Annotated in this window: 25 protein-coding genes, 1 tRNA gene and 1 other RNA gene; 7 read left to right on the plus strand and 20 right to left on the minus strand. The window is 55.5% G+C overall.

The window, feature by feature from the left end:
* Positions 1-8: 8 nt before the first annotated feature.
* Both R2A130_RS04815 and mgtE read right to left on the minus strand, forming a co-directional pair.
* On the minus strand, positions 9-395 hold the full coding sequence (locus R2A130_RS04815) for a MerR family DNA-binding transcriptional regulator (protein ID WP_009757644.1): 387 nt from the start codon (positions 393-395) through the stop codon (positions 9-11).
* A 70-nt stretch (positions 396-465) separates the two neighbouring features.
* Positions 466-1,899 carry a magnesium transporter gene (gene mgtE, locus R2A130_RS04820; RefSeq protein WP_371179379.1) on the minus strand — a complete coding sequence of 478 codons (1,434 nt, stop codon included), beginning with the start codon at positions 1,897-1,899 and terminating at the stop codon, positions 466-468.
* 238 nt (positions 1,900-2,137) lie between these two features.
* On the opposite strand from mgtE, the gene R2A130_RS04825 reads away from it, so the two are divergent.
* Complete coding sequence (locus R2A130_RS04825; RefSeq protein WP_009757646.1) at positions 2,138-2,923, plus strand: DUF4239 domain-containing protein; 786 nt, start codon at positions 2,138-2,140, stop codon at positions 2,921-2,923.
* Between the two features lie 53 nt (positions 2,924-2,976).
* Here the strand turns inward: R2A130_RS04825 and R2A130_RS04830 are convergent.
* Positions 2,977-3,063: transfer RNA gene (locus R2A130_RS04830), tRNA-Leu, on the minus strand.
* Positions 3,064-3,146: 83 nt separating this feature from the next.
* On the opposite strand from R2A130_RS04830, the gene lipB reads away from it, so the two are divergent.
* Positions 3,147-3,875 (plus strand): lipoyl(octanoyl) transferase LipB, encoded by a 729-nt coding sequence (lipB, locus tag R2A130_RS04835; RefSeq protein ID WP_009757647.1) that lies wholly within the window; start codon positions 3,147-3,149, stop codon positions 3,873-3,875.
* Here lipB and R2A130_RS19115 read toward each other — a convergent pair.
* From R2A130_RS19115 to miaA, 10 genes are all read right to left on the minus strand, one after another.
* A complete protein-coding gene (locus tag R2A130_RS19115) occupies positions 3,848-4,453 on the minus strand; it encodes an NTP transferase domain-containing protein (protein WP_371179369.1) in 606 nt (201 codons plus the stop codon). The two genes, lipB and R2A130_RS19115, sit on opposite strands and share 28 nt — an antisense overlap.
* The gene (locus R2A130_RS19120; RefSeq protein WP_009757649.1) at positions 4,425-5,453 is read right to left on the minus strand and encodes a molybdopterin-binding protein; all 1,029 of its coding nucleotides are present in this window, start codon (positions 5,451-5,453) and stop codon (positions 4,425-4,427) included. The genes R2A130_RS19115 and R2A130_RS19120 overlap by 29 nt, the downstream gene beginning before the upstream one ends.
* On the minus strand, positions 5,450-6,154 hold the full coding sequence (locus R2A130_RS04845) for an XdhC family protein (RefSeq protein ID WP_040304651.1): 705 nt from the start codon (positions 6,152-6,154) through the stop codon (positions 5,450-5,452). Before R2A130_RS04845 ends, R2A130_RS19120 begins: the two co-directional genes overlap by 4 nt.
* Positions 6,151-6,480, minus strand: a complete 330-nt coding sequence (locus tag R2A130_RS04850) for an XdhC family protein (protein ID WP_009757651.1) — start codon at positions 6,478-6,480, stop codon at positions 6,151-6,153. Before R2A130_RS04850 ends, R2A130_RS04845 begins: the two co-directional genes overlap by 4 nt.
* Positions 6,477-7,709 (minus strand): VWA domain-containing protein, encoded by a 1,233-nt coding sequence (locus R2A130_RS04855; protein ID WP_009757652.1) that lies wholly within the window; start codon positions 7,707-7,709, stop codon positions 6,477-6,479. Before R2A130_RS04855 ends, R2A130_RS04850 begins: the two co-directional genes overlap by 4 nt.
* Position 7,710: 1 nt before the next feature.
* A complete protein-coding gene (locus R2A130_RS04860) occupies positions 7,711-8,664 on the minus strand; it encodes a MoxR family ATPase (protein ID WP_009757653.1) in 954 nt (317 codons plus the stop codon).
* Between the two features lie 294 nt (positions 8,665-8,958).
* The gene (ilvN, locus tag R2A130_RS04865; protein ID WP_009757656.1) at positions 8,959-9,555 is read right to left on the minus strand and encodes an acetolactate synthase small subunit; all 597 of its coding nucleotides are present in this window, start codon (positions 9,553-9,555) and stop codon (positions 8,959-8,961) included.
* A 77-nt stretch (positions 9,556-9,632) separates the two neighbouring features.
* Positions 9,633-11,429, minus strand: a complete 1,797-nt coding sequence (locus R2A130_RS04870; RefSeq protein ID WP_009757657.1) for an acetolactate synthase 3 large subunit — start codon at positions 11,427-11,429, stop codon at positions 9,633-9,635.
* 211 nt (positions 11,430-11,640) lie between these two features.
* The gene (locus R2A130_RS04880; protein ID WP_009757658.1) at positions 11,641-12,429 is read right to left on the minus strand and encodes a GGDEF domain-containing protein; all 789 of its coding nucleotides are present in this window, start codon (positions 12,427-12,429) and stop codon (positions 11,641-11,643) included.
* Between the two features lie 86 nt (positions 12,430-12,515).
* Positions 12,516-13,415: a tRNA (adenosine(37)-N6)-dimethylallyltransferase MiaA gene (gene miaA / locus R2A130_RS04885; RefSeq protein WP_009757659.1), complete on the minus strand. Its 900-nt coding sequence runs from the start codon at positions 13,413-13,415 to the stop codon at positions 12,516-12,518.
* A 33-nt stretch (positions 13,416-13,448) separates the two neighbouring features.
* Here miaA and serB point away from each other — a divergent pair, with 33 nt between their 5' ends.
* Positions 13,449-14,330: a phosphoserine phosphatase SerB gene (gene serB / locus R2A130_RS04890; protein WP_009757660.1), complete on the plus strand. Its 882-nt coding sequence runs from the start codon at positions 13,449-13,451 to the stop codon at positions 14,328-14,330.
* Between the two features lie 123 nt (positions 14,331-14,453).
* On the opposite strand, the gene R2A130_RS04895 is transcribed toward serB, so the two are convergent.
* From R2A130_RS04895 to R2A130_RS04920, 6 genes are all read right to left on the minus strand, one after another.
* The gene (locus tag R2A130_RS04895; RefSeq protein ID WP_009757661.1) at positions 14,454-15,962 is read right to left on the minus strand and encodes a Do family serine endopeptidase; all 1,509 of its coding nucleotides are present in this window, start codon (positions 15,960-15,962) and stop codon (positions 14,454-14,456) included.
* A gap of 113 nt (positions 15,963-16,075) precedes the next feature.
* Entirely contained in the window at positions 16,076-16,261 is a 186-nt protein-coding gene (locus tag R2A130_RS17990) for a DUF2065 domain-containing protein (RefSeq protein WP_040304653.1), read from the minus strand.
* Positions 16,262-16,278: 17 nt separating this feature from the next.
* A complete protein-coding gene (hflC, locus tag R2A130_RS04905; protein WP_156798377.1) occupies positions 16,279-17,190 on the minus strand; it encodes a protease modulator HflC in 912 nt (303 codons plus the stop codon).
* A complete protein-coding gene (gene hflK / locus R2A130_RS04910) occupies positions 17,187-18,353 on the minus strand; it encodes an FtsH protease activity modulator HflK (RefSeq protein WP_009757664.1) in 1,167 nt (388 codons plus the stop codon). Before hflK ends, hflC begins: the two co-directional genes overlap by 4 nt.
* Positions 18,354-18,537: 184 nt before the next feature.
* Entirely contained in the window at positions 18,538-19,059 is a 522-nt protein-coding gene (locus tag R2A130_RS04915) for a dihydrofolate reductase (RefSeq protein WP_009757666.1), read from the minus strand.
* Positions 19,056-19,850, minus strand: a complete 795-nt coding sequence (locus R2A130_RS04920; RefSeq protein WP_040304655.1) for a thymidylate synthase — start codon at positions 19,848-19,850, stop codon at positions 19,056-19,058. The genes R2A130_RS04915 and R2A130_RS04920 overlap by 4 nt, the downstream gene beginning before the upstream one ends.
* 182 nt (positions 19,851-20,032) lie before the next feature.
* On the opposite strand from R2A130_RS04920, the gene R2A130_RS04925 reads away from it, so the two are divergent.
* A complete protein-coding gene (locus R2A130_RS04925) occupies positions 20,033-20,374 on the plus strand; it encodes a DUF2853 family protein (protein ID WP_009757668.1) in 342 nt (113 codons plus the stop codon).
* 78 nt (positions 20,375-20,452) lie between these two features.
* On the opposite strand, the gene R2A130_RS04930 is transcribed toward R2A130_RS04925, so the two are convergent.
* A complete protein-coding gene (locus tag R2A130_RS04930) occupies positions 20,453-20,764 on the minus strand; it encodes a DUF2853 family protein (protein ID WP_009757669.1) in 312 nt (103 codons plus the stop codon).
* A gap of 110 nt (positions 20,765-20,874) precedes the next feature.
* On the opposite strand from R2A130_RS04930, the gene ssrA reads away from it, so the two are divergent.
* The 3 genes from ssrA (at position 20,875) to R2A130_RS04940 (ending at position 22,169) form a co-directional block, all read left to right on the plus strand.
* Positions 20,875-21,243, plus strand: a transfer-messenger RNA (tmRNA) gene (gene ssrA / locus R2A130_RS17995).
* 132 nt (positions 21,244-21,375) lie between these two features.
* Positions 21,376-21,942: an SspB family protein gene (locus tag R2A130_RS04935; RefSeq protein ID WP_009757671.1), complete on the plus strand. Its 567-nt coding sequence runs from the start codon at positions 21,376-21,378 to the stop codon at positions 21,940-21,942.
* Positions 21,939-22,169 carry a ribbon-helix-helix domain-containing protein gene (locus tag R2A130_RS04940; protein ID WP_009757672.1) on the plus strand — a complete coding sequence of 77 codons (231 nt, stop codon included), beginning with the start codon at positions 21,939-21,941 and terminating at the stop codon, positions 22,167-22,169. The genes R2A130_RS04935 and R2A130_RS04940 overlap by 4 nt, the downstream gene beginning before the upstream one ends.
* Position 22,170 lies beyond the last annotated feature (1 nt).

Consider the following 22,170-nt stretch of genomic DNA (forward strand, 5'->3'; position numbering starts at 1 on the left):
GCCTCAAGCTATTTGGCAGCACCTATTTCGTCCAAACGTGTGATGCACTGCGCTTCAGCGGCGTTCATCTCCGCTAGTGTCTCTTCGATGTCCCGCCGCTTTTGTTCAAGCTCTGCAGTCTTTTCCTGAATGCGCGCCATCATCAGCCTGATCTGAGGCTCTTCACCCTTTGAAGCGCGATAGACCTCAATGATTTCGCGAATTTCCGCGATAGAAAACCCAAGCCGCTTGCCGCGCAGAATCTGCTTCAGCAAAACCCGGTCAGACGGTCGGAACAGCCGTGTGCGACCGCGTCGTAAAGGCTTGATAAGCCCCTCGTCTTCGTAAAAACGGATCGTGCGTGTGGAGACGTCAAACTCGCGAGTGAGGTCGGTAATGGAGTGATACTCGGTCAAGTCGGGCGCTCTTACTTCGGCTACATTGTATGTTTGGCTGATTTACGTAAAAGTCAATCAGACGTTCGGCTCAAATGCCGAACCACCAGCTTGCCAGCCCTAAAAAGGCAAAGAAACCCACAACATCCGTCACCGTCGTCACGAACACGCCGGATGCGATGGCAGGGTCAGCACCGAATTTATCGAGTGCGATGGGAATCAAAATACCGCTTGCTGCTGCGAAGATCATGTTCACCACCATCGCTATTGCGATCACGACACCCAGTGATGGCTGTCCGAACCAAACCGTAGCGACTAAGCCGATCATCACCGCAAAGACCGCCCCGTTGAACACACCAACGAGCAGTTCTTTTCGCACGATTTTACGCACGTTATAGGCATCAAGATCACGCGTGGAGAGCGCCCTCACCGCCACGGTCATAGTCTGTGTACCGGCATTCCCGCCCATGGAAGCAACAATGGGCATCAGCACAGCAAGTGCCACCATCTTCTCTATGGTGGCGTTGAACATGCCGATCACAACCGAAGCAAGAATTGCAGTCGCCAGATTGATAGTCAGCCAAACGATCCGCGAACGGGCAATATCGCGCACGCTGTCCGAGAGTTCCTCGTCGCCAACACCGGCGAGACGTTTAATATCTTCAGCGGCCTCTTCCTGGATCACATCCACCACATCATCGATGGTCAACACACCGACCAAGCGATCGCTGTCGTCGATAACAGGAGCGGAGAGAAGGTCGTACTGCTCGAATATTCGCGCAGCCTCTTCCTGATCGACATCGGCTGCAATCGGGTGGGAATTGGTGTCGTGAATTGTCTCGATCACCGTATCGCGCGGCGCGCGCAGCAGTGTGTCCAGCGGCAGAATTCCCGCTAGCTTGAAGCGATGGTCGATAGTGAAAAGTTCTGAGAAGCGATCCGGCAGGTCTTCGCCTGCACGCACATAATCAATCACCTGCCCCACGGTCCAAAACGGCGGCACCGCGATAAACTCGGTCTGCATACGCCGACCAGCAGACTCTTCGGGATAATCAAGTGAGCGGCGAAGCCTGATACGTTCCTGAAACGGGATACGCGCAAGAATTTCCTCGCGCTGCTCATCCTCCATGTCCTCAAGAATGTAGACCGCGTCATCTGAATCCAGTTCGCGGACGGCTTCGGCAACCTTCTCATTGTCGAGTTGATCGACAATATCGAGGCGGATGGCCTCATCAACTTCCGTTAGCGCTGCAAAGTCAAAAGCATCGCCAGCGAGTTCAACAAATTTGGAGCGGTTACCCTCTTCCAACGCTTCCAGAATGTCGCCGACTTCCGATTCGTGCAGATCGACCAACGCCACGCGCAAGGCAATGTCGTTGTCGTTCTCAATGGCGCTTTCGACGACCTGAACAACCTCGGTGCGGACCGCGCCGTCTTCGGTGTATAGCGTTTCTGAAGTGATATCTTCGGGCCGCATATCGGCAACCAAAGTCTCATCGACAACGTCTTCGGCAGGATCAGGCATATCAACCTTGTCGTTCATCATCCTACCTTCAATAAAGACGGGTCTGTTTTTCGCCGCCAATAATTTTTGGAATACCACGCCATCATCCGCACCCCAACCGATGATATTAACTAAGCCCCTCCTATCAAATTGGCTGACGCGCTGGCCAAGGCGCGATTTGGAAGGCAAAGCTTAGTTCGCCAGGTCCAACTGAAGGCCGATCCAGATTCAATACCAGCTTCAAACCGGGACCAATTCAATGGACGCCATCATGAGTGCGCTGCTCAGTCTGCCCGTAGTTCTTTCTGCAACAGTATTTATTGCCGTCATTATCGCGCTCTCACTAGCAACCCTTGCGGTAACGCGGAAACTCGTGGGTCATTACGCAACTAAAGAAACCCACGACCTTGCAGGTTCAGTTCTCTTTCGCATCGCAGCCCTCCACGGCCTCGTGTTAGCACTCGTCTTCGCTCAAGAACTCGACAGCATTAAAGACGTCCACAACACATCTGCCCGTGAAGCGGCCATGGTCGGCGACATCTATCACGATTTAAAGCGCTATGGCGGCGATGATGCCGACAGCATTCGCACAGAACTGGTTAGCTACGCGAAAGTGGTGGTTGAGAAGGAGTGGCCTGCACTTGCAGGCCCGCGGAGCCTTTCAATTCAAGCTTGGAAGTCTTGGGAGACGACATATGAAGCGATTCTTGAACTCACACCGGAAACGAAACGGCAGGAACGACTGCTCAATTTCATGCTCAGCGATATTCGTGAGCTATCAGAACTGCGGGAGGCACGGGAAAATGCCGCGCTCTCCGAGACCTCTACCCTCTTTCTGGTAGCAGCAATTTCAGGGATCGTGCTTATTTCGGCAGCCTACTTCACTTGGCAAATTACGCCCGTCAATCTGGGCCTAATCACTGCGTTCGCCGCTTACACAGGGCTCATACTTTATTTCGTAATTGCCTTTTCAAACCCATATCTAGCGCCAGGCAACGCAAAGCCCTTCGGCATGGAACGCTTCCTTGCTTCGGCGGAAAATTAGTCTGGCAATTTAAGAATGCAGCTTGCCCGTAAGGGCAGATTATCTGCAAAAACTGGTGCGGCCGAGAAGACTCGAACTTCCACGGGTTTAACCCCACAGCGACCTCAACGCTGCGCGTCTACCAGTTCCGCCACGGCCGCACATGCCAGGGTCGTTTCACTGGTGCGCGGGCGATGTAACAAAGGGGTTGCCGAGACACAAGCGCTTTTGCGAAAGCAGGCATATGAAAAGCAAAAAAATCAATGCCCGCGATACGGCATCGGCAGCCTCAAGCTTCATGAACGATGCCGATATGCGACCTGTCGAGTGGATCGTCGCATCAGGTATTACTCAATACGAAGACGCTATCGCCTTCATGGATCAACGGGTCAACGCGATAGCGGACGGCAAAGCTGCAGAATGCGTATGGCTTGTGGAGCATCCCTCACTCTATACGGCAGGCACCAGCGCCGACGGGGCCGACCTGACCCAACCGGATCGCTTTCCCGTTTTTCAGACCGGTCGCGGCGGGCAGTACACATATCACGGCCCGGGCCAGCGGGTGGCCTATGTGATGCTAGACCTGAACCGACGTGAGAAAGATGTGCGCCGATACGTAATCGCGCTTGAAGATTGGCTGATCGCAACATTGGACAAGTTCAACATTCGTGGAGAAAGACGCACCGACCGGGTCGGTGTCTGGGTGCAACGCCCAGACCGACCATCCCAGAACGGCAAGGTCGCCGAAGACAAGATTGCCGCGCTCGGCATTCGCTTACGCAAATGGGTGTCGTTCCACGGCATCTCGATCAATGTCGAACCGGAACTTTCCCATTTCGAAGGAATCATTCCTTGCGGCGTTCGCGAACACGGCGTCACCAGCCTCGTGGACCTCGGCTTGCCTGTCACAATGGACGATTGCGACATTGCTTTGAAAGATTCGTTTCAGGAGGTATTTGGACCGGTGGAGTGAGCGATTAGCTCGTCCTGTGTATCGAAGTCACGCGCAGCCGCCTGCCCTATCTCTACTGTGATAGTGGAATTTTCACTCATCAAAGACCGTGCACCGCGATCACCATCAAGGCATTTCAATGGTGCGAATTGCGTCTTCGGGAAAAGTACCGGATTGCCGATCTCGCCGTCGCAGGTCGCGGCTACAATTCGCTCGCCATCGAAAGCCGCGATCATTCGATCAATATGCTGCGAAGTCACCAGTGGCATGTCCCCAAGCAGAACCATGACGTGCATATGCCCCTGCAGCCGGTAACTTCCGGCTCTAATCGATCCCGCCATACCCTCGCGAAATTCGTAATTTTGGATAGTCGCTATACCCTCCTGAAGCGCGGCCTCAACCAGCTCCGGCTCGTGGCCCGTCACAACCACCACTCGGTCAAGCTGGCTGGCCAACGCCGCATCGACCACATGGCGAACCAGAGGCTTGCCACCCCACTCTGCCAGCAGCTTGTTCTCTTCGCCAAAGCGCGTGGACCGGCCAGCAGCAAGGACTATGGCACCGATCATATCAACCTTCTCTCGGCTGGGGTCGGTCATGGATTTCCATCAGCAACCCACCGACCCCTAGCCCGCTTATCCATTCATCGGTGCAGCCGCCTACATGGATTATACGCTGTAGCACCCAATCGAAGCCGTTTTCTGCAGGGCTGCGCGCGCAACCAGGCGCGCCAATGACGTTCCGGCCACCCAGACGACCGGTCATCAGAAGATTACCAGGATCGACAGGCATACCAACCGTACTAACCGTGCCGCCAACTGCCCTCAGCGCCGCGGGAATGACGTCTGCGCGGTCTGTGATGGCCGACGCGCCAAAAATGACCAGCATGTCGCGCTCGTCGCTGAAATCGCCAACATTCTCGATAGCGGTGAAAGCTTCGATAACATCGGCCTCGCTATGCGGAACCCGCCATTCGCCAGCAATTTTGCTACCGGACAGCGCCAAACGATCGGCCAAACGTTGAGCGGTCTTATCCAGCACGCTCGTTTTTACGGTCGGCAATTCGGTCTGGACGAGGAAGACACGCATCGCCGTGGGTGCATGAACCGCCAGCATGAAGCTATCACGTGCCAATGCTTCGGCAGCAGCAACATCCGCTTCAGCAACGGCAAACGGGATAATTTTCACCGTCGCCACCATGCGTCCAGCTTCCACCACGCTGTCATTAGGAAGGGTGGCGAGTGTAATTGCAGGATCAATGCGGTTCAGCCGATCCACCGCATCGCGTTGTACATCAAACAAACCGGCCCGAACGGCGTGGAGATTCACACGCCCTGTGCCCGGTTCGGCGAGCGCCAAGCCGCAGAAATGAGAATCTGCGTTCAAAGCCTTGGCAATGCGCAAAGCGGCCTGATCTTCCAGCACATCTGCAGAGTCAGGCCTCGCGACAATCACTTCACTATGACCAGCAGAGGCTAGAGCTTGGACGTCTTCGGCGTTCAGCAAACGCCCCTTTTTCAATCGTCCGCCGCCGACATCTGTAGAGTGAGCCAAAATGCAGCCCACCGCATCCGCTACCGGCGCCGCTCCAAAAATCATGCTGCGCTATCCAAGTCGCCAAGGGGACGGCGGCGATGGGCTTCAATGATTTGCGCCATCACTGCGACTGCGATTTCAGCGGGGTTAGCCGCACCGATATCTAAGCCAATGGGCGCAGCAATTCGCGAGACCAGGCTCTCATCGTACCCCGCTTCGGCAAAACGGGAGAGACGCTTGCCGTGAGTTTTTCGCGAACCCAAGGCACCCACATAAAAGCATCTCGCATCCAACGCGCGCTTCAAGGGCAGATCGTCTATCTTCGGATCGTGGGTAACAGCTGCAACGGCAGTCCAAGCATCCAACGGATCAGCATCCAACACCTGTTCCGGCCAATCTGCTTGCAGCGTCACACCGGTAAAACGCTCCGGGGTTGCAAAGGCCGTGCGAGGGTCAACCACAACAACATCGTAACCACATTGCGCCGCCATCGGCGCGAGCGCCTGCGAAATATGCACGGCACCAATTATGACCAAACGCGGTGGCGGTAGGTGCAGTTGGATAAAATACTCAGCACCGGCAACGCCCACCATGCCGGACTTCCCAGTCAGCAGGCGGGGCTTGATCTCATCGACCAACCCATGCGCCAATGCCTCTGCCTGAGTGAGCACCTGAACATCACCGCTAGCGATTTCTGTCACAACGACTGCCGGTTGGCGGGCTGCACGCAGAGCATTCAGTACAATGAGGTCAGAGCTCTTCACGCGCGCGCAACCGGCTGAACATAAACGCGAATCTTCCCACCACAGGACAGACCAACTTCCCAAGCGGCCTCATCGGCAATACCGAACTCCAGCATTTTAGGCGCACCGGTTTCAATGGCCTCGACGGCCTCGAACACCACGGCTCCCTCCACACAACCGCCGGAAACTGAACCTTCGAAATTGCCGTCAGAATCGATCACCAACTGGCTGCCAGCAGGACGTGGCGCGGAACCCCAAGTCTCCACGACGGTAGCAAGCGCTATAGCGCGACCTTCGCCAGTCCAGCGTTCCGCGATGTTCAAAGCGTCGTCTGTAATCTCGCTCATCCGGTCATCCTCAGGTTCCGTTGCGGCTTTCGACCATCAAGAGCGTCGCAAAGCTGGGTGAGAGAATCCAGCGAATGAACCGTGCGAAAATCATCAACGAAGGGCAACATGGTCCGCACACCAGCTGCACGAGGCTCAAAACCATCAAAGCGCAAGAGAGGATTCAGCCAGATCAAGCGGCGGCAGCTTTTCTGCAACCGCTCCATTTCGACGGACAGCTCTGCCAAAGCATGATCGTCGGACGCACGTTCCAGACCATCGGTGATTAGCAGTACACTAGCCCCCTGCCCCAACACCCGGCGGCTCCACTGGCGATTGAACTGGTGCAGCGTCGCGCCGATGCGCGTTCCGCCTTCCCAGTCCAACACCTGCGCTGCCACATCATCCATGGCCTGATCGGGATCTTTGCTGCGCAAGGCGCGTGTGATGTTGGTCAGCCTCGTACCGAACAGGAACGTGTGTACCCGCCCGCGCTTGCCGGAAAGTGCGTGGAGAAAATGCAGAAAAATACGGCTGTACTGGCTCATGGAACCGGAAATATCTGCCAGCACCACCAATGGCGGCTGCACCTCGCGGGGCGATTTGAACTGCGGCAACAGCAGGTCGCCACCGGTCGCCATCGCTTTACGCATAACGGATCGCATATCGACACGATTGCCTGATGCATCAGACCTAAAACGCCGCGTCCTTATCTTGTCGTCTGGCAACGACAATTGCGCGATAGCGGCACGAGCTGCAGAAAACTCTGCCGACGACATTTGTGCAAAATCCTTGGTCCGCAGCACTTCATTGGCACTCATGGAAAAGCTCGCGTCGATCTCCAACTCCGGCTTTGCCGGTGCCTCCTCGCGTTCCTCTTGCCCGAACAATGCCTCGGCAACACGTGACTGGGCAGCCCTAGCTTTCTCTGGCTCGGTACGCGGGTCGGACATGGGCGAGAACATGGCGATCATCTTTTCCACCAGATCACGGGAGCGCCAGAACAGCCGGAACGCTTCATCAAAGGTCGCGTGGTCCTCGCGTTTGGCCACTAATATGCAATGCAGCGTCCAGTAGAGATCATCACGGCTGCCAATACCCACCGCCCGCAGAGCGTCCACAGCATCAACCACGCTGGCGGGGCCAAGTTTCAGGCCAGCATCGCGCAAGGCACGGGCGAAATAGACGATGTTTTCCGGCAGCTTGCCTTCGGCGATATCGTCTGTGTCTGTGACGCAGGCTTTTGCCATGTCAGAGCTGCGGTTTTCCGGCACCTGCCTTTGCACCATCAGCCCTCGCTTCGGCCTGCACCTCACGCAGAATTTCTGCACCAGCACTGCCTTGAATCGCGGCGATATCGTCTTGATACTTCAACAGCACACCAAGCGTGTCGGACACAGCCTGCGGATCGAGTGCGATTTTATCGAGTTCCAGCAACGCAGTGGCCCAGTCGAGCGTCTCGGCAATGCCCGGGTTTTTGAACAGTTCCATCTTCCGCAATTTCTGCACGTAAGCGACAACTTGTGACGCCAGTTCAGCAGAGGCATTCGGCACCTTGCGATTGACGATTTCCAACTCGCGCTCCGCATCGGGATAGTCCACCCAGTGGTAGAGACACCGGCGCTTGAGGGCATCGTGGATTTCCCGCGTCCTGTTGGTGGTCACGATGACGATAGGCGGCTCTTCGGCCTTGATGGTTCCAAGTTCAGGTATCGTGACCTGAAAGTCCGAGAGAACTTCCAGAAGGAAAGCTTCGAACGCCTCATCCGTGCGATCCAACTCATCAATCAGCAGTATCGGCGCCTTGCCATCGGTTGCCTGTAGCGCTTGCAGGATTGGCCGGCGGATGAGGAACCGTTCGGAGAAAATCCCCTGCTCCATAGCATCGCGGTCCGTGTCGCCTGAGGCTTCGCGCATGCGAATATCGATCATCTGCGCGGCGTAGTTCCACTCGTAAACGGCAGTGGAGATGTCTAGGCCTTCGTAGCACTGCAGACGGATCAGCGGGCGGTCCAGCCCCTCAGACAAGGTCTTGGCGATCTGCGTCTTACCCACCCCCGCCTCGCCTTCGAGGAACAGAGGCCGGTTCATCTTCAGCGATAAATACACAACGGTGGCCAGCGCACGGTCAGCAACGTAGTCGTTGGCGTTGAGCAATTCGCTCGTCGCGTCGATGGATTGGGGAAGCGAGCCGGTATTCGTCATAAGCTGCAGGAGATCGAGAGGATGCTGGCAGAAAGCATACCGCGCCGCACGGGCCAGCGTCCACCATTGCGGCCTGCTACCAAACGGCCCTTAAAAATGAAATTGCGGCATTCCAGATGGAACGCCGCAATCTCCACAACGACTATTCAGGGGCGATTGAAAGCCGCTGCTTGCAAATGGTTCCGGAGAAAACCGATCCATCCCCTTTGCACGTTCAGTAGTACCGCCAACATCGCGGCATGGCTGTGACAAAGCGCACAAGGCGCGTTCGGATAGCCAACAATCATGCAGAAATTACATGCCCTCAGGACCACGGTTCATCGCAGCGATACCGGTGCGGCAAACCTCAACCAGACCCAACGGCCCCATGATGGAAATGAACTGCTCGATCTTGTTCTGACGGCCCGTAATCTCGAAGACAAAGTGCCCGGTATTGGCATCAGCCACTTGCGCGCCAAAAGCTTCGGCCAGCCGAAGGGCTTCGACGCGATGATCGCCTGTGCCAGCCACTTTCACCAACGCAAGTTCACGTTCCAACGGTTTGTCGTGGCCACGCTCGTGGGCAACTAGAGTGAGGTCAACCACACGATGGACGGGCACCATACGCTCGAGTTGTCGTTTGATCTGCTCCAACACTTTGGGCGTGCCGGTGGAGATGATTGTGATGCGCGAGAGATGTCGCTCGTGTTCGGTCTCGGAAACCGTCAGGCTTTCGATATTGTAACCACGGGCTGAAAACAGCCCAATTATCCGTGCCAGCACACCGGATTCATTGTCCACCAGCACCGATAGCGTGTGTTGCACCACTTGGTCCTGATTGGCCGTGATGAAATACGCGGACGCCGGCGGCGATACGATCGGGTTGCCTTGATTTTGCATTTTATCGGCCATCTGCTGGTCCCTTGTCTCTTTCAGCCTCACCTTGGGGTGAGAGGCAGCAGGTAGCACCTGCCGCCGTTTTGATTGCGTTAGACCAGCGCGCGGCCAGCTTCATCGATTGCAGAACCGACAACCTCATCCGTCGCCTCATCCGGCAGCAGCATTTCGTTATGCGCCTTGCCCGACGGTATCATCGGGAAGCAGTTGGCTAGCGCCACAATACAGCAGTCGAAAATCACCGGGCCATCATGGTCGATCATTTCCTGAATGGCCTCATCCAGCTTACCTGGCTTTGTACAACGGATGCCTTTTGCCCCGTAAGCCTCAGCTAGTTTCACGAAGTCCGGCATGGCTTCGGTGTAGGAATTCGACAGTCGGTTGCCGTGCAACAACTGCTGCCATTGCCGCACCATGCCCATATATTCGTTGTTCAGGATCATGATCTTAATCGGCGTGTTGTGCTGCATGGCCGACGACATTTCCTGAATGTTCATCTGCACGGAGGCATCACCCGCGATGCACACCACCAGCGCATCAGGATGTGCGATCTGCACGCCCAAGGACGCCGGCAGGCCGTAGCCCATCGTGCCCAAACCGCCTGACGTCATCCAACGGTTAGGCTCGTCGAAGCCGTAATACTGCGCCGCCCACATCTGGTGCTGACCCACTTCGGTCGTGATATATGTCTTCTGGTTTTTGGTTAGCGCATGCAGCCGCTCGATGGCGTATTGCGGCATGATAACGTCGTCGTTCTGCTTGTAACCGAGCGAATTGCGCGCGCGCCAAGTATCGATCTGCGCCCACCATTCCTTCAATTCGGCCTTCTGCGCGTCGTGCTTATGCTTGCGCCATTCGGCCAACATATCGGCCAGAACGGAGCCGACATCACCGATTATCGGCACATCAGCATGGACGACTTTGTGGATCTGTGACGGGTCGACGTCGATATGAATTTTCTTGGCATCAGGCGCGAATGCGTCGAGACGACCGGTGATGCGGTCGTCAAAACGGGCACCGATGCACACCATCACATCGCAATCATGCATCGTCATGTTGGCTTCATAGGTGCCGTGCATGCCCAACATGCCGAGCCAGTTGTCACCGGAAGCCGGGTAGCAACCGAGACCCATGAGCGTAGAGGTGATGGGGAAATTCGTTTCCGCCACAAGCTCTCGCAACAGCTTGGTGGCTTCATCACCGGAATTGATGACACCACCACCGCTGTAAAGAATCGGCTTCTTGGCAGATGCCATCAGCGCGACAGCATCAGCAATCGCCTGTGCGTCGCCTTTCGTCTTGGGCGAGTAAGCACCCTGATCGAAGGCTTTGGGCGGATAGTAAGTGCCAGTAGCGAACTGCACGTCCTTGGGAACATCAACAACCACAGGACCGGGTCTTCCATGCGTGGCAACGTGGAAAGCCTCGTGCAGAATACCGGCAAGATCGTTTACATCGGAACACAGCCAATTGTGCTTGGTGCAGGGCCGAGTAATGCCAACCGTATCACATTCCTGAAACGCGTCCGAACCGATCAACGGCGTTGGCACCTGCCCCGTGATGCAAACCAAGGGAATGGAATCCATCAACGCATCCTGAAGTGGTGTCACCGCGTTCGTCGCGCCAGGGCCAGACGTGACAAGAAGAACGCCAGGCTTGCCGGTGGACCGCGCATAGCCTTCAGCCGCATGGCCGCCGCCCTGCTCGTGACGCACGAGGATGTGCCGAATCTTATTCTGCTGATGCAGCTCATCATAAATAGGAAGCACAGCACCGCCGGGGTAGCCGAACAGATCCGTTACACCGTTGTCGATGAGCGCTTGCACGACCATCTCTGCGCCGGTCATTTCGCGGCCTAAATCTTCAGCGGTCTCAATCTGCGTATTCATCTGTCTCTTCCCATTCTTTCCAAAAGTCATTCGCCCAATAAAAAAGGCCCCCGAAGGAGCCTGGCGCGCGTTTCATCGTCGTGATGGCCTTCAGCCCATCACGCCCACGCGCATTCCCACTACGATTACCAGTTCGGACATAGTTCTCTCCATTAAGTTGCTGGAACATTAGACGCCTGCTTTACCGCGTCAACAGCCATTTCCCCAAAAATCACGCTGCTACGCGGTTTCGGCCCTGTTCTTTGGCCAAATACAGCCTGTGATCTGAAAGTTTGAGCAGCTCTTTGACGTTGGAAACACCATCCACGGTGGAGGCAACACCGATCGAAATAGTTGGGCGCAAGACAACATTGCCGATATCCACGCGCATTTCGCCGACATGACGGCATATGCGCTCGGCAAATGGGCGGATTTGAGCAGGATTGGCAAAGGGCGCCACAATGCAGAACTCTTCGCCACCCGTTCGCGCAACGATGTCATGCTCACGGATCAGCCCCTGCAAATTTTCAGCAAGGCGTTTTAAAACGACATCCCCGGCATCATGGCCATAGGTGTCGTTGACGCTTTTGAAGTGATCGAGATCGAGAGATAGCACAGCAAGAGGTGCACCGATCTTGGTGAACTCAGCCAGATACTCGTTCAAAGCATCTTCAAAATAACGGCGGTTGTAGAGCTTGGTCAGCGGATCGGTGACGACCGCGACCTCAAGCTCGGCAGTACGACCAGACAATTCCTCGCTGAATTTGGCTTTCGAGCGAAGTTCCGGAAGCGCCACAACGAGACCGAACAGCAGCGTAACCAATGCAAGAATAAGCGAAATCTGCTCACCGGTTAAACCCAAAAATATAATGTTTTGAAGGGATTGAAGGGCCCAAAACGAGGCAGCCAGAAGCAGGCTACCGGCGGCACCGATAGCGTAAATCCAGAATATTGCGTCCTGCGATCGCTTCATACGCTCCGCACTCTTCGAGAAACCGGGAAATGCAAGTGACCCAGCCATTCCGTCATTGCAGACGAAACTATTGCAAAGACACTAACGACGAGAGCTAAACACAAGGCTAACCGAACAGCAGTTTGGAATGTAAATCAGCTTTTGTGCGGATCGCGAAAAACCCAATCATTTCCGAACTGTCCGCGGAAAAAAGTAGATTGTCGCTTTGCGTATTGTCGGGTCGCAGCCTGAAGACGCTGTAGCAGCTCGACCTTTCCGATCTCACCGTTAAGAAAGGCTGTAATTTGCGGAACACCGATTGCGCGCATCACAGTTGCGTCTGCCGGGAGATTGAGACGGATGATGGCTTTCACCTCATCAAGAGCTCCATTTTCAAGCATCGTCACCGCTCGCGCCTCGATCCTTTCATGCAATATAGCCCGGTCCGGCATCAGCACGGTGGATTGAACACTATGTTTCGTGAGCAACGGGTCGCGTTTAGCTTCCTTGCGAAAATCCAGCAGAGAACGACCCGTCGACAATTTAACCTCCAGCGCGCGGCAGATGCGCTGGGTATCTGTTGGTCGCACCGTTGCAGCCGTATCAGGGTCTACAGTCTCCAGTTCGCCATGCATCGCAGCGCTGCCACCAATCAAAGATCGTTGACGGACCTCTTCGCGGATTTGCGGATCAATCGTTGGAACAGGCGCAAGGCCTTCCAGCATGGCTTTAAAATAAAGGCCGGTTCCGCCAACGAAAACAGGAACACGGTCTCTGCTTCGCACATCTTCGAAAGCCAGTTTCGCATCCGTGTGCCAGCGCGCAACGCTGTAGGGCTCATTAAGTGGCGCGTGCCCAAACATATGATGCGGCACGCCCTGACGCTCATCCATACTCGGTTGCGCTGTAAGGGTCGGCAGACTGGGGTAAACCTGCATAGAGTCCGTGTTGATAATCTCGCCACCAACTCGAAGTGCAGTTTCAACCGCTAGGCCTGTCTTGCCGCTAGCAGTAGGTCCAGCTATCAAAATCGCATCCGGTCGAGGTTCATTCATCGCCCTGCCCCTCTTTCAAAAGCGAAATATCCAATGAGCGAGCGCGTCGCCACTCTTATCGCCAATCCGGCCAACCCATGCCTTACCCCAGAACTTGCTGATACAGCCCGCGACGCAATTGGGGCCAGCGGCGTTTATTTCTTGGCAGATGGCATCGCTTGCGATCTGCCGTTGAACACCGCCTCCGGAGACCGTGACGCCATTCTAGCCGCGTTGAACGGCGCGGCCATTGATGTGGTTGTGCAGGACGCCGACAACCGCCGCAAGAGCGTGCTGCTGGCCGACATGGACTCCACGATGATTCAGCAGGAATGCATCGACGAACTGGCAGTCGTTGCAGGCATTGGCGAACAAGTCGCCACAATCACGGCTGCCGCCATGCGTGGGGAAGTGGATTTCGAAGACGCTTTCCGCGAGCGGCTCGCACTGTTGGGCGGGCAGCCAGACACCATTGTGGACGATGTTCTTAACAGCCGCATCGACCCAATGCCGGGTGGTGCGCAATTGGTCGGCACTATGAAGGCCAACGGTGCATATTGCGCCCTCGTGTCGGGTGGCTTCACCGCCTTCACCAGCGCCATTGCTGAAAAACTCGGCTTCGACGAAAACCGCGCCAACATTCTGGAAAGCCATAATGGAAAGCTGACCGGGCAAGCGGTCGACCCAATTTTGGGCAAGGAAGCAAAAGCAATTGCATTGAACGAGATCATCTCAGCACGTGGCCTTACCGCAGATGACGTCATGGCGGTTGGCGACGGTGCAAACGATTTAGACATGCTCACACTGGCAGGCAGCGGCGTGGCCTTGCATGCAAAGCCCGTAGTGGCCGAACAGGCAAAGTTCCGCATCGATCACGGTGACCTAACGGCGTTGCTCTACATTCAGGGCTATCGCAAAGCCGATTTCGTCGGCTGAATTTTGGCAGCACTTGAAATGAAAAAGGGCGGGCACTCGATGCCCGCCCTTCTTATCAGATTCATGCAGTCATTTGATTTAACAGCACTTACGCTGTTCCAGCGCCATTAACACAGAAGCAACTTAGTTCAGGCTCAGCACCACAAATCCAAGGTCACCGTCTGGGGCGGCAACCAGAAGCAGCGCTTTTTTGCGACCGTCCTTCTTGAGTGCTGCTAGGCGCTTCTCAACATCTGCCGGTGTATCAACCGCTTCTTGTCCGATTTCGCTAATCACAGAGCCGGGTTTGATACCTTTGTCCTGAGCAGCGGAACCATCAGAAACCTCAGTGATCAGCGCGCCCTTCACATCATCGGCAATCTTGAACTCGGCGCGACGCTCGTCGGTCAACTCGCCAAAGGTCATGCCCAGCGCAACAACGGGCTTCGGCTCATCCGTTTCCTCTTTTGCTTCTGCGCTTTCTTCGGCAGCAGCTTTCTCACCATCTTCCAGACGACCCAGCGTCACCGGCACCGTTTCTTCTTCGCCCTTGCGAAGCACGACCACATCAACAGCTTTTCCGACCGGCGTTTCCGCCACAATGCGTGGCAGATCGCGCATCTGCTCAATGCGTTTGCCGTCAAAGTCGAGGATGACATCGCCAACCTGAATACCAGCGATTTTTGCAGGGCCCTTGTTTGTGACACCAGCAACAAGCGCACCACGCGCTTCAGCCATGGACAGGCTTTCGGCAATGTCATCCGTCACGGGCTGGATGGACACGCCCAACCAACCGCGACGAGTCTCGCCGAAATCACGCAGTTGCTGAATGACGTTAATAGCGAGGTCGGAGGGGATGGAAAAACCCAGACCGATAGAGCCACCTGAAGGCGAGATAATCGCGGTGTTGATACCAATAACCTCACCATCCATGTTGAACAGTGGGCCGCCGGAATTACCCCGGTTGATGGCCGCGTCCGTCTGAATGAAGCTGTCGTAAGGGCCGGAACGAATATCGCGTTTGGTGGCGGACACAATGCCCAGCGTCACGGAGCTGCCCTGCCCGAACGGGTTGCCGATAGCCATAACCCAGTCGCCAACGCGGGCACCTGCCGACTTTCCGAAAGCCACAGCCTGCAAGGGTTTCTCCGGCGTCACTCGAAGAACGGCAATATCAGTTTTAGGGTCAGTACCGATCACTTCCGCTTTTAGCGAAGTGCCGTCAGTGAAATCGATTTCGATCTCATCTGCATCGGCAATCACATGGTTGTTGGTGATGATGATACCGGCAGGATCGATTACAAAGCCGGACCCAAGCGAGCTCACCTTGCGCGGCTGGTTGCGACGGCTTGGTGGGCCGCTGTTGCCCTCTTCCTGATTGCGGAAGAACTCATCAAAGAAATCTTGAAATGGCGAACCATCAGGCACCTTCGGGCGCGGCGCGCGGCTGGTACCTTCATTGTTGTTGCCAACGTTCTGTGAGGTAGAAATATTCACCACAGCGCCGATCAACTCGTCAGCCAAATCCGCCACAGATACAGGACCGGCAGCGTGCGCCAGTGGCACGAGGCCCGGTGCAGAGGACGAAACCAGCGCAGGCGTCGTAAACATGGCGGCCGCTGCGGCGGCGGTGATGAACAGCTTTTTGATCATATTCGATCTCCCGTGGTGGCAGGGAACACCCGGCCAGCAAATCATGGTCTTATCGTGAAGAAAGGCGCGAGCGGTGTCATCCGTTCGCGCCTTCATTTGAGATTAAATCTTCGTCATCCGCGCACCAGCCAGACAATTCCAACGCCTAAGAACAGGGCGACGAAGCCAGCTACTCGCATCTCGCGGTCGTCCATCTCAGTCACCAACGCTGCCATTCGGCGTACAAAGCCGGGTGCGCCAGCGTAAAGCGCACCCTCAATGGCGATAAATGCGCCGATCATAGCCAATATCTCAGCCATGGTCGGCGCACCGTTAGTTAGTTCGAGCCTGTCGTGGAGCGCGTTGGCGCACCGTTTGCATCGCGGAAGAAGCGGAAGAACTGCGAATCCGGCGACAAAACCAAGGTCGTGTCGGAATTCTCAAGCGCTTCTTTATAAGCCAGCATGGAACGGTAGAATTCGAAGAATTCCGCGTCCTTGGTGTAGGCTTCTGCAAAGATACGGTTGCGCTCCCCTTCGCCTTCACCGCGGAGAATTTCGGCTTCGCGTTGGGCTTCGGCTTTCACTTCCACAGTCTGACGATCCGCAGATGCACGGATACGGCGGGCCGCTTCCTGACCACGGGCACGAATGCGTTCCGCTTCTGCCAGACGCTCAGCGCTCATGCGCTCAAATGTCTGATCGGACACTTCCGCGGTCAGATCGGTACGACGCACACGAACATCATCGACTTGAATGCCGAGATTTTCGGCTTCCGGACGCATCTGGTCGCGCACTTCGCGCATCATGGCCGAACGCTCTTCGGAAAGAGCTGCTTCGAAACCGCGACGGCCATAGACCTGACGAAGAGCCGAATCGAGACGCGAACGAAGCCGTGTTTCAGCCTGCGTGACAGAAGCACCAACCTGCTGCCGGAACTTGGCAGCATCGGAGATGCGATAGGTCATGAAGGCGTCGACCTCATAGAACTTACCACCGGAAACCTGAACACGAATATCGTCCAGATCGAAGCGCAACAGACGGTCTTCGATGATGAGGACCGTGTCCAAACCGGCGAAGCCGAATGGCAATTTCATATTGAGGCCCGGTTCACTTTCAACACGGACGATTTCACCGAAGCGAAGAACGATAGCCTGTTCACGCTCGTTGACCACGAAGAACGAACTCCACAGCAGCAGAATGACGACGGCAATAGCGCCGAGGATGGCGGTGAGACGATTGCTCATCAGTTGGTTCCCCCGTTGTTGGTGGAGTTGGCACGTTTGCCAATTTCAGGCAGCGGCAGATATGGCACAACACCTGTGCCCCCCTGCCCGTTACCACCGGATTCCATGATGACCTTATTGGAATCGCGCAGCACGCCTTCCATAGTTTCAAGGAACAGGCGCTTGCGCGTCACTTCCGGTGCTTTGGCATACTGTTCGTAAACAGAGATGAAGCGCGCGGCCTCACCTTCGGCTTCTTGAACGATACGGCTTTTGTAACCGGCAGCATCTTCGCGAATTTGAGCAGATTCACCGCGCGCTTCACCCAACACTTTGTTGGAGTAACGGTTCGCTTCTTCCTGGAACTGGTCCTCGTTCTGCTCGGCGCGCTGCACCTCGTCAAACGCGTCGGCAACTTTTGCAGGCGGTGCCACGTCTTCGATGTTCAGTGCGCGAATGCCGATACCGGTGCCGTAGCTGTCCAAAATGCTCTGCGTAATCTCACGCACATCCTGCGCGATGCCCTGACGGTCATCACGGAAGATATCCTGCGCCGGACGACGGCCTACGATTTCACGCATGGCGCTTTCCGCCACTTCCTCGACCATGCCGGTCGGATCATTGACGTTGAACAGGAAGTCCTTGGGAACGTTCACATCGTACTGAACCGAGAAGGTCACATCGACGATGTTCTGATCGCCGGAGAGCATCAAGCCCTGCTGCGAACCACCACGGCCACTGGAACCGATATTCACCTGACGAACACCGATGTTGACCTTGTCGACGCGTTCAAACGGCCAGAATGCAAAGTGCAGGCCAGCTTCATTAACGTCGTTACGCGGAACACCGAATACGGTTTCCACGGCCAATTCATCCGCTTCCACCTGATAGGCAGAGGAGAAGAGGTATAGGCCACCAAGCAGAACAGCGACGATGCCAAGACCGGCAGCACCAATCTGCATACCGCCACCGCCACCACCGGGGCCACCGCCCGGAATGATGTTTTTCAGACGATCCTGACCGCGGCGCAGCATTTCTTCGAGGTCCGGCGGTTGGTTACCACCGCCACCGCCGCCTCCACCGGGAGGGCCTCCGGGTCCGCGTGGGGGCTGACCCCACGGGCCGCCCGTTGGGCCGCCATTGTTTCCACCAGGCCGGCCACCGCCGGTTTGATTGCTCCAGGGCATATAATGTCCTTGTTCAAGAAGTCGGTTGATCGTCGAAATTGTAGCTTTGCTCTATGGCAGGCTTAACCGCGCACAGAAAGAGCCGTGTTCATGTCAGGTTATAGGGTTGCGGTGCATCGCTTTCAACGAAGCCGACCGCGAATTACCAAACGATAAGGTGCGGCAAGGCCGCGCTGGCCGGTGATCAAGATGCAGAACCCTTTCGCTCATAGATACGATAGGTTGTCGGTTCGCTGTCTGAAGGGCCTGCTGGCACCGTTTCCTCGTGATCCACAGACCATTCCTGGGGATCAAGAGTTGGAAAACTCGTGTCGCCTTCGGGATCGGCGTGAACGGTCGTGAGGTGAACAATATCTGCGCGTTCCAACGTCTGCGCATAGATTTGCCCCCCACCGATGATAGCGATCTCATCTGCCTGTGATGCAAACGCTACCTCGCGGGCCAGATCGAAAGCCTGATCCAGATCGGACACGACCACCGCACCTTCGGCTTGATAGTTTCGGTCACGGGTGACGACGATAGATGTGCGCCCCGGCAGGGCCTTGCCTATGGAGGCAAAGGTCTTGCGCCCCATAATCATTGGTTTGCCGATGGTCAGCGCTTTGAAGCGTTTCAAATCAGACGATAACCGCCAAGGCATATCGCCATCCGCGCCTATAATGCCGTTTTCCGCAGCGGCAACGACAATCGAAACGCGCGGGTTCATACCGCCACTTTCGCCGCGATATGCGGATGCGGATCGTAGCCGGTGAGTTCGAAATGCTCGTACTCAAAGCCGAAAATATCATCGACCGATGGGTCAATTTTCATTTGCGGCAGTGCACGTGGCTCCCGCGAAAGCTGTTCGCGGGCTTGATCAAAATGGTTGGCGTAAAGGTGCGCATCGCCCAACGTGTGAATAAACTCGCCGGGTTTCAGCCCCGTCACCTGCGCCACCATCATCGTTAGCAGCGCGTAGGACGCGATGTTGAACGGCACACCAAGAAAGACATCACCGGACCTTTGGTAGAGTTGGCAGGACAGTTTTCCGTCTGCGACGTAGAATTGGAACAGCGCATGACAAGGCGGTAGTGCCATCTCGTCCACCAACGCAGGATTCCATGCAGACACCATCAATCGGCGTGAATTCGGATTAGCCTTGATCTGCTCGATAACGTTAGCAATCTGATCGATCGTCGAGCCATCACTCTTCGGCCAAGAGCGCCATTGTACGCCATAGACCGGCCCCAACTCGCCATTCTCATCTGCCCACTCGTCCCAAATCCGCACTTTGTTGTCTTGCAGATAGGCGATGTTCGAAGAGCCTTTGAGGAACCACAGCAGTTCGATGATAATCGACCGCAGGTGCAGCTTCTTTGTCGTGACCATTGGAAAGCCATCAGCCAAATCGAACCGCATCTGATGACCGAAGACCGACCGCGTGCCGGTGCCTGTGCGGTCACCGCGGTCGGTGCCGTTATCGAGAATGTGCTGCAGAAGATCGAGATAAGCGCGCATGGTTGTCCTTGCACCACGAGACATGCGTCTGCGCCAGCCTTACAGAAGCGGCATCCACAGCCCACAATGGTTTCATCATCTCCATAGACGTACCGCGTTGACCCCGTTAACACATTTACGCGAATTCCCGATCCGCAAGTCTTGCGGTCGGATACATCACTAAATGTGCTGAGGAGAGCATGATGAGCAAACGGGACGAACTAATCGAGCAATACGCGGACGACTTGCGTAGCAAATGCGGCATGTCACCGGACATGGACCTTCTGCGGAAAGTGACCATCGGCTGCGGTCCATCCATTTACAACGCAGACGCTTCGACCGTCGCAAGCTCCGATCCAGAAGAGCTTGAACGCATCAAGAAGAACTTCCTGATGAAAAAGCTCGGTCTCGGCGACGGTCCACAGCTCGATGAGGCTATCGATTCTGTCATCACCACCTATGGCAAATCCAACCGCAACAAATATCGCGCGGTGGTTTATTACATGCTGGCCAAGCACTTCAAAAAAGAAGCTGTCTACGGCTAGTTTTCAGCATAGCTGATGGAATTAAAAAGGGGCGGTCCAGCGGACCGCCCCTTTTTTCGTGGGATTATAGAACCGCTTCTAGAGCTGATCCAACACATCCAATTCTTTAGCGGTGAGATAATAGAAGGTCACACGGTTCTTGTTGCGGTCGCCCTTCATCATTTCACACACTTTGCCGATAGCGTTTTCGCAGGCTTCGCCATTGGCCTGACCCAGCTTTTTCATGCACCACTTGTCGCGCACGCGGTCGAGTTCGGTTTGGTCGGAACAAGACACCAGCGAAGAATCACGCCCGCGTAAAGCGATGCCCAAATGTTTGACGATGGCATCGATCTTGCCTTCATCAGCGCCTGAATCGTAGCGTTTCACGTCGTCATGATATTCGCTCATGGATGAGTTCCTTTTGGAGTTCCGGATCGCCGCCAGTCGGCTTCCAAAGCATCGCTCTTTCCTGAATTGCCGATACGCAGGCAGCGCCAGAAAGCCGATGGCAAAAACCTGCCCTTTTCAAAAGCCTGTGCCAACCCTATGTTGGTTGTGCCGGAGCAATCCGGATATGGCGATAAATGACCTGTGTAATAAACCATTCGGACCCGGGGGCGGTACCCGGCGCCTCCACCAGACGGCTTGTTTAATAGCCAATCGAAGCTGTCTGGCGGGGGCGAAATAGGATCGACGAGGGTGTAAAGACTGCGTTTTTGCTCGGCATGGTACCCACCGATATCGGGCCATTATAGTAGTTGCAAATGATAACAACTATGCAGAAGCACGGGTCGCAGCGTAAGCTGTGCCTCGACTTCGACTTTAAGTCCTAGGGGGTCATATCCTTAGGCGGGGTTCGGAGGCACCTGGCAACAGAAGCCTCCACTTTTGCTCATTTTTGGCAGTTGTCCGCACTATTTCGTCGTTTACGCGCGTAATTTTTTAGAAAGTGTATGGCCCACTCGGCTTTGGCACCCCATACTCCATTAATAAATGAGCAATACGAGCCCACGCGCCCGATGAACGATACAACCGACGACACAGAGATCGAAGACCTGATCCGCTATGATATTCTAGCGCAGGAAGCACTACGCGGTGTCGTGCGAAAAGTGCTCCAAGAAGCGGCCCGCACAGGTCTGCCTGGCGAGCACCATTTCTACATTACATTCGATACCGGTCATGCAGGCGTTCGTCTGTCATCGCGTATGCGTGAAAAATATCCTGACGAGATGACCATCGTTATCCAGCACCAGTTTTGGGATTTGGAAACGACAGAGCACTCGTTTTCGATCGGTCTATCCTTTGACGGCATTCCGGAAACGATGCTGATCCCCTTTCCTGCTGTCACAGGTTTCTTCGACCCTTCCGTTCAATTCGGCCTGCAATTCGATGCCGACGTCGAAGATGAAGACGAGGAAGAAGGCCCTGCAAATCCCGCATCGGTAAGCGCACTACCCTCACCGGTTCGTGTGGAGACAGACAAAGAACGCGCCGAGGTTAAAGAGGCTAAATTGCCGGAGACCGAGGATGACGGCGAAGCGGCAAGCGCAGATGTCGTATCGCTCGACGCATTTCGGAAAAAGTGAGCGTCAAACGCTCGATCACCATCCGTGGGCACCGAACTTCTTTCTCGCTGGAAGATGAGTTCTGGGCAGAATTAAAGGCGCTTGCTGCCACTCAAGGCGTTTCGCTGTCACAACTGGTGGCCGAAATCGACACCACTCGCGGTACAGAGCGCAACCTATCGTCGGCACTGCGCCTGTATGTCTTTAATCACCTCAAGAAACTAGCGACTGAAAACGTCGCGACCTAAA

Origin of the sequence: Ahrensia sp. R2A130 (genome assembly GCF_000179775.1) — a bacterium.
Taxonomy (GTDB): domain Bacteria; phylum Pseudomonadota; class Alphaproteobacteria; order Rhizobiales; family Rhizobiaceae; genus Pseudahrensia.

Bases quoted from the DNA above. Each gene is read 5' to 3' on its own strand.
- mgtE (WP_371179379.1), bottom strand. From the start codon at position 1,899: ATGCCTGATCCTGCCGAAGACGTTGTCGATGAGACTTTGGTTGCCGAT.
- R2A130_RS04825 (WP_009757646.1), top strand. From the start codon at position 2,138: ATGGACGCCATCATGAGTGCGCTGCTCAGTCTGCCCGTAGTTCTTTCT.
- lipB (WP_009757647.1), top strand. From the start codon at position 3,147: ATGAAAAGCAAAAAAATCAATGCCCGCGATACGGCATCGGCAGCCTCA.
- R2A130_RS19115 (WP_371179369.1), bottom strand. From the start codon at position 4,453: ATGACCGACCCCAGCCGAGAGAAGGTTGATATGATCGGTGCCATAGTC.
- R2A130_RS19120 (WP_009757649.1), bottom strand. From the start codon at position 5,453: ATGATTTTTGGAGCGGCGCCGGTAGCGGATGCGGTGGGCTGCATTTTG.
- R2A130_RS04850 (WP_009757651.1), bottom strand. From the start codon at position 6,480: ATGAGCGAGATTACAGACGACGCTTTGAACATCGCGGAACGCTGGACT.
- R2A130_RS04855 (WP_009757652.1), bottom strand. From the start codon at position 7,709: ATGGCAAAAGCCTGCGTCACAGACACAGACGATATCGCCGAAGGCAAG.
- R2A130_RS04860 (WP_009757653.1), bottom strand. From the start codon at position 8,664: ATGACGAATACCGGCTCGCTTCCCCAATCCATCGACGCGACGAGCGAA.
- ilvN (WP_009757656.1), bottom strand. From the start codon at position 9,555: ATGGCCGATAAAATGCAAAATCAAGGCAACCCGATCGTATCGCCGCCG.
- R2A130_RS04870 (WP_009757657.1), bottom strand. From the start codon at position 11,429: ATGAATACGCAGATTGAGACCGCTGAAGATTTAGGCCGCGAAATGACC.
- R2A130_RS04880 (WP_009757658.1), bottom strand. From the start codon at position 12,429: ATGGCTGGGTCACTTGCATTTCCCGGTTTCTCGAAGAGTGCGGAGCGT.
- miaA (WP_009757659.1), bottom strand. From the start codon at position 13,415: ATGAATGAACCTCGACCGGATGCGATTTTGATAGCTGGACCTACTGCT.
- serB (WP_009757660.1), top strand. From the start codon at position 13,449: ATGAGCGAGCGCGTCGCCACTCTTATCGCCAATCCGGCCAACCCATGC.
- R2A130_RS04895 (WP_009757661.1), bottom strand. From the start codon at position 15,962: ATGATCAAAAAGCTGTTCATCACCGCCGCCGCAGCGGCCGCCATGTTT.
- R2A130_RS17990 (WP_040304653.1), bottom strand. From the start codon at position 16,261: ATGGCTGAGATATTGGCTATGATCGGCGCATTTATCGCCATTGAGGGT.
- hflK (WP_009757664.1), bottom strand. From the start codon at position 18,353: ATGCCCTGGAGCAATCAAACCGGCGGTGGCCGGCCTGGTGGAAACAAT.
- R2A130_RS04915 (WP_009757666.1), bottom strand. From the start codon at position 19,059: ATGAACCCGCGCGTTTCGATTGTCGTTGCCGCTGCGGAAAACGGCATT.
- R2A130_RS04920 (WP_040304655.1), bottom strand. From the start codon at position 19,850: ATGCGCGCTTATCTCGATCTTCTGCAGCACATTCTCGATAACGGCACC.
- R2A130_RS04925 (WP_009757668.1), top strand. From the start codon at position 20,033: ATGAGCAAACGGGACGAACTAATCGAGCAATACGCGGACGACTTGCGT.
- R2A130_RS04930 (WP_009757669.1), bottom strand. From the start codon at position 20,764: ATGAGCGAATATCATGACGACGTGAAACGCTACGATTCAGGCGCTGAT.
- R2A130_RS04935 (WP_009757671.1), top strand. From the start codon at position 21,376: ATGAACGATACAACCGACGACACAGAGATCGAAGACCTGATCCGCTAT.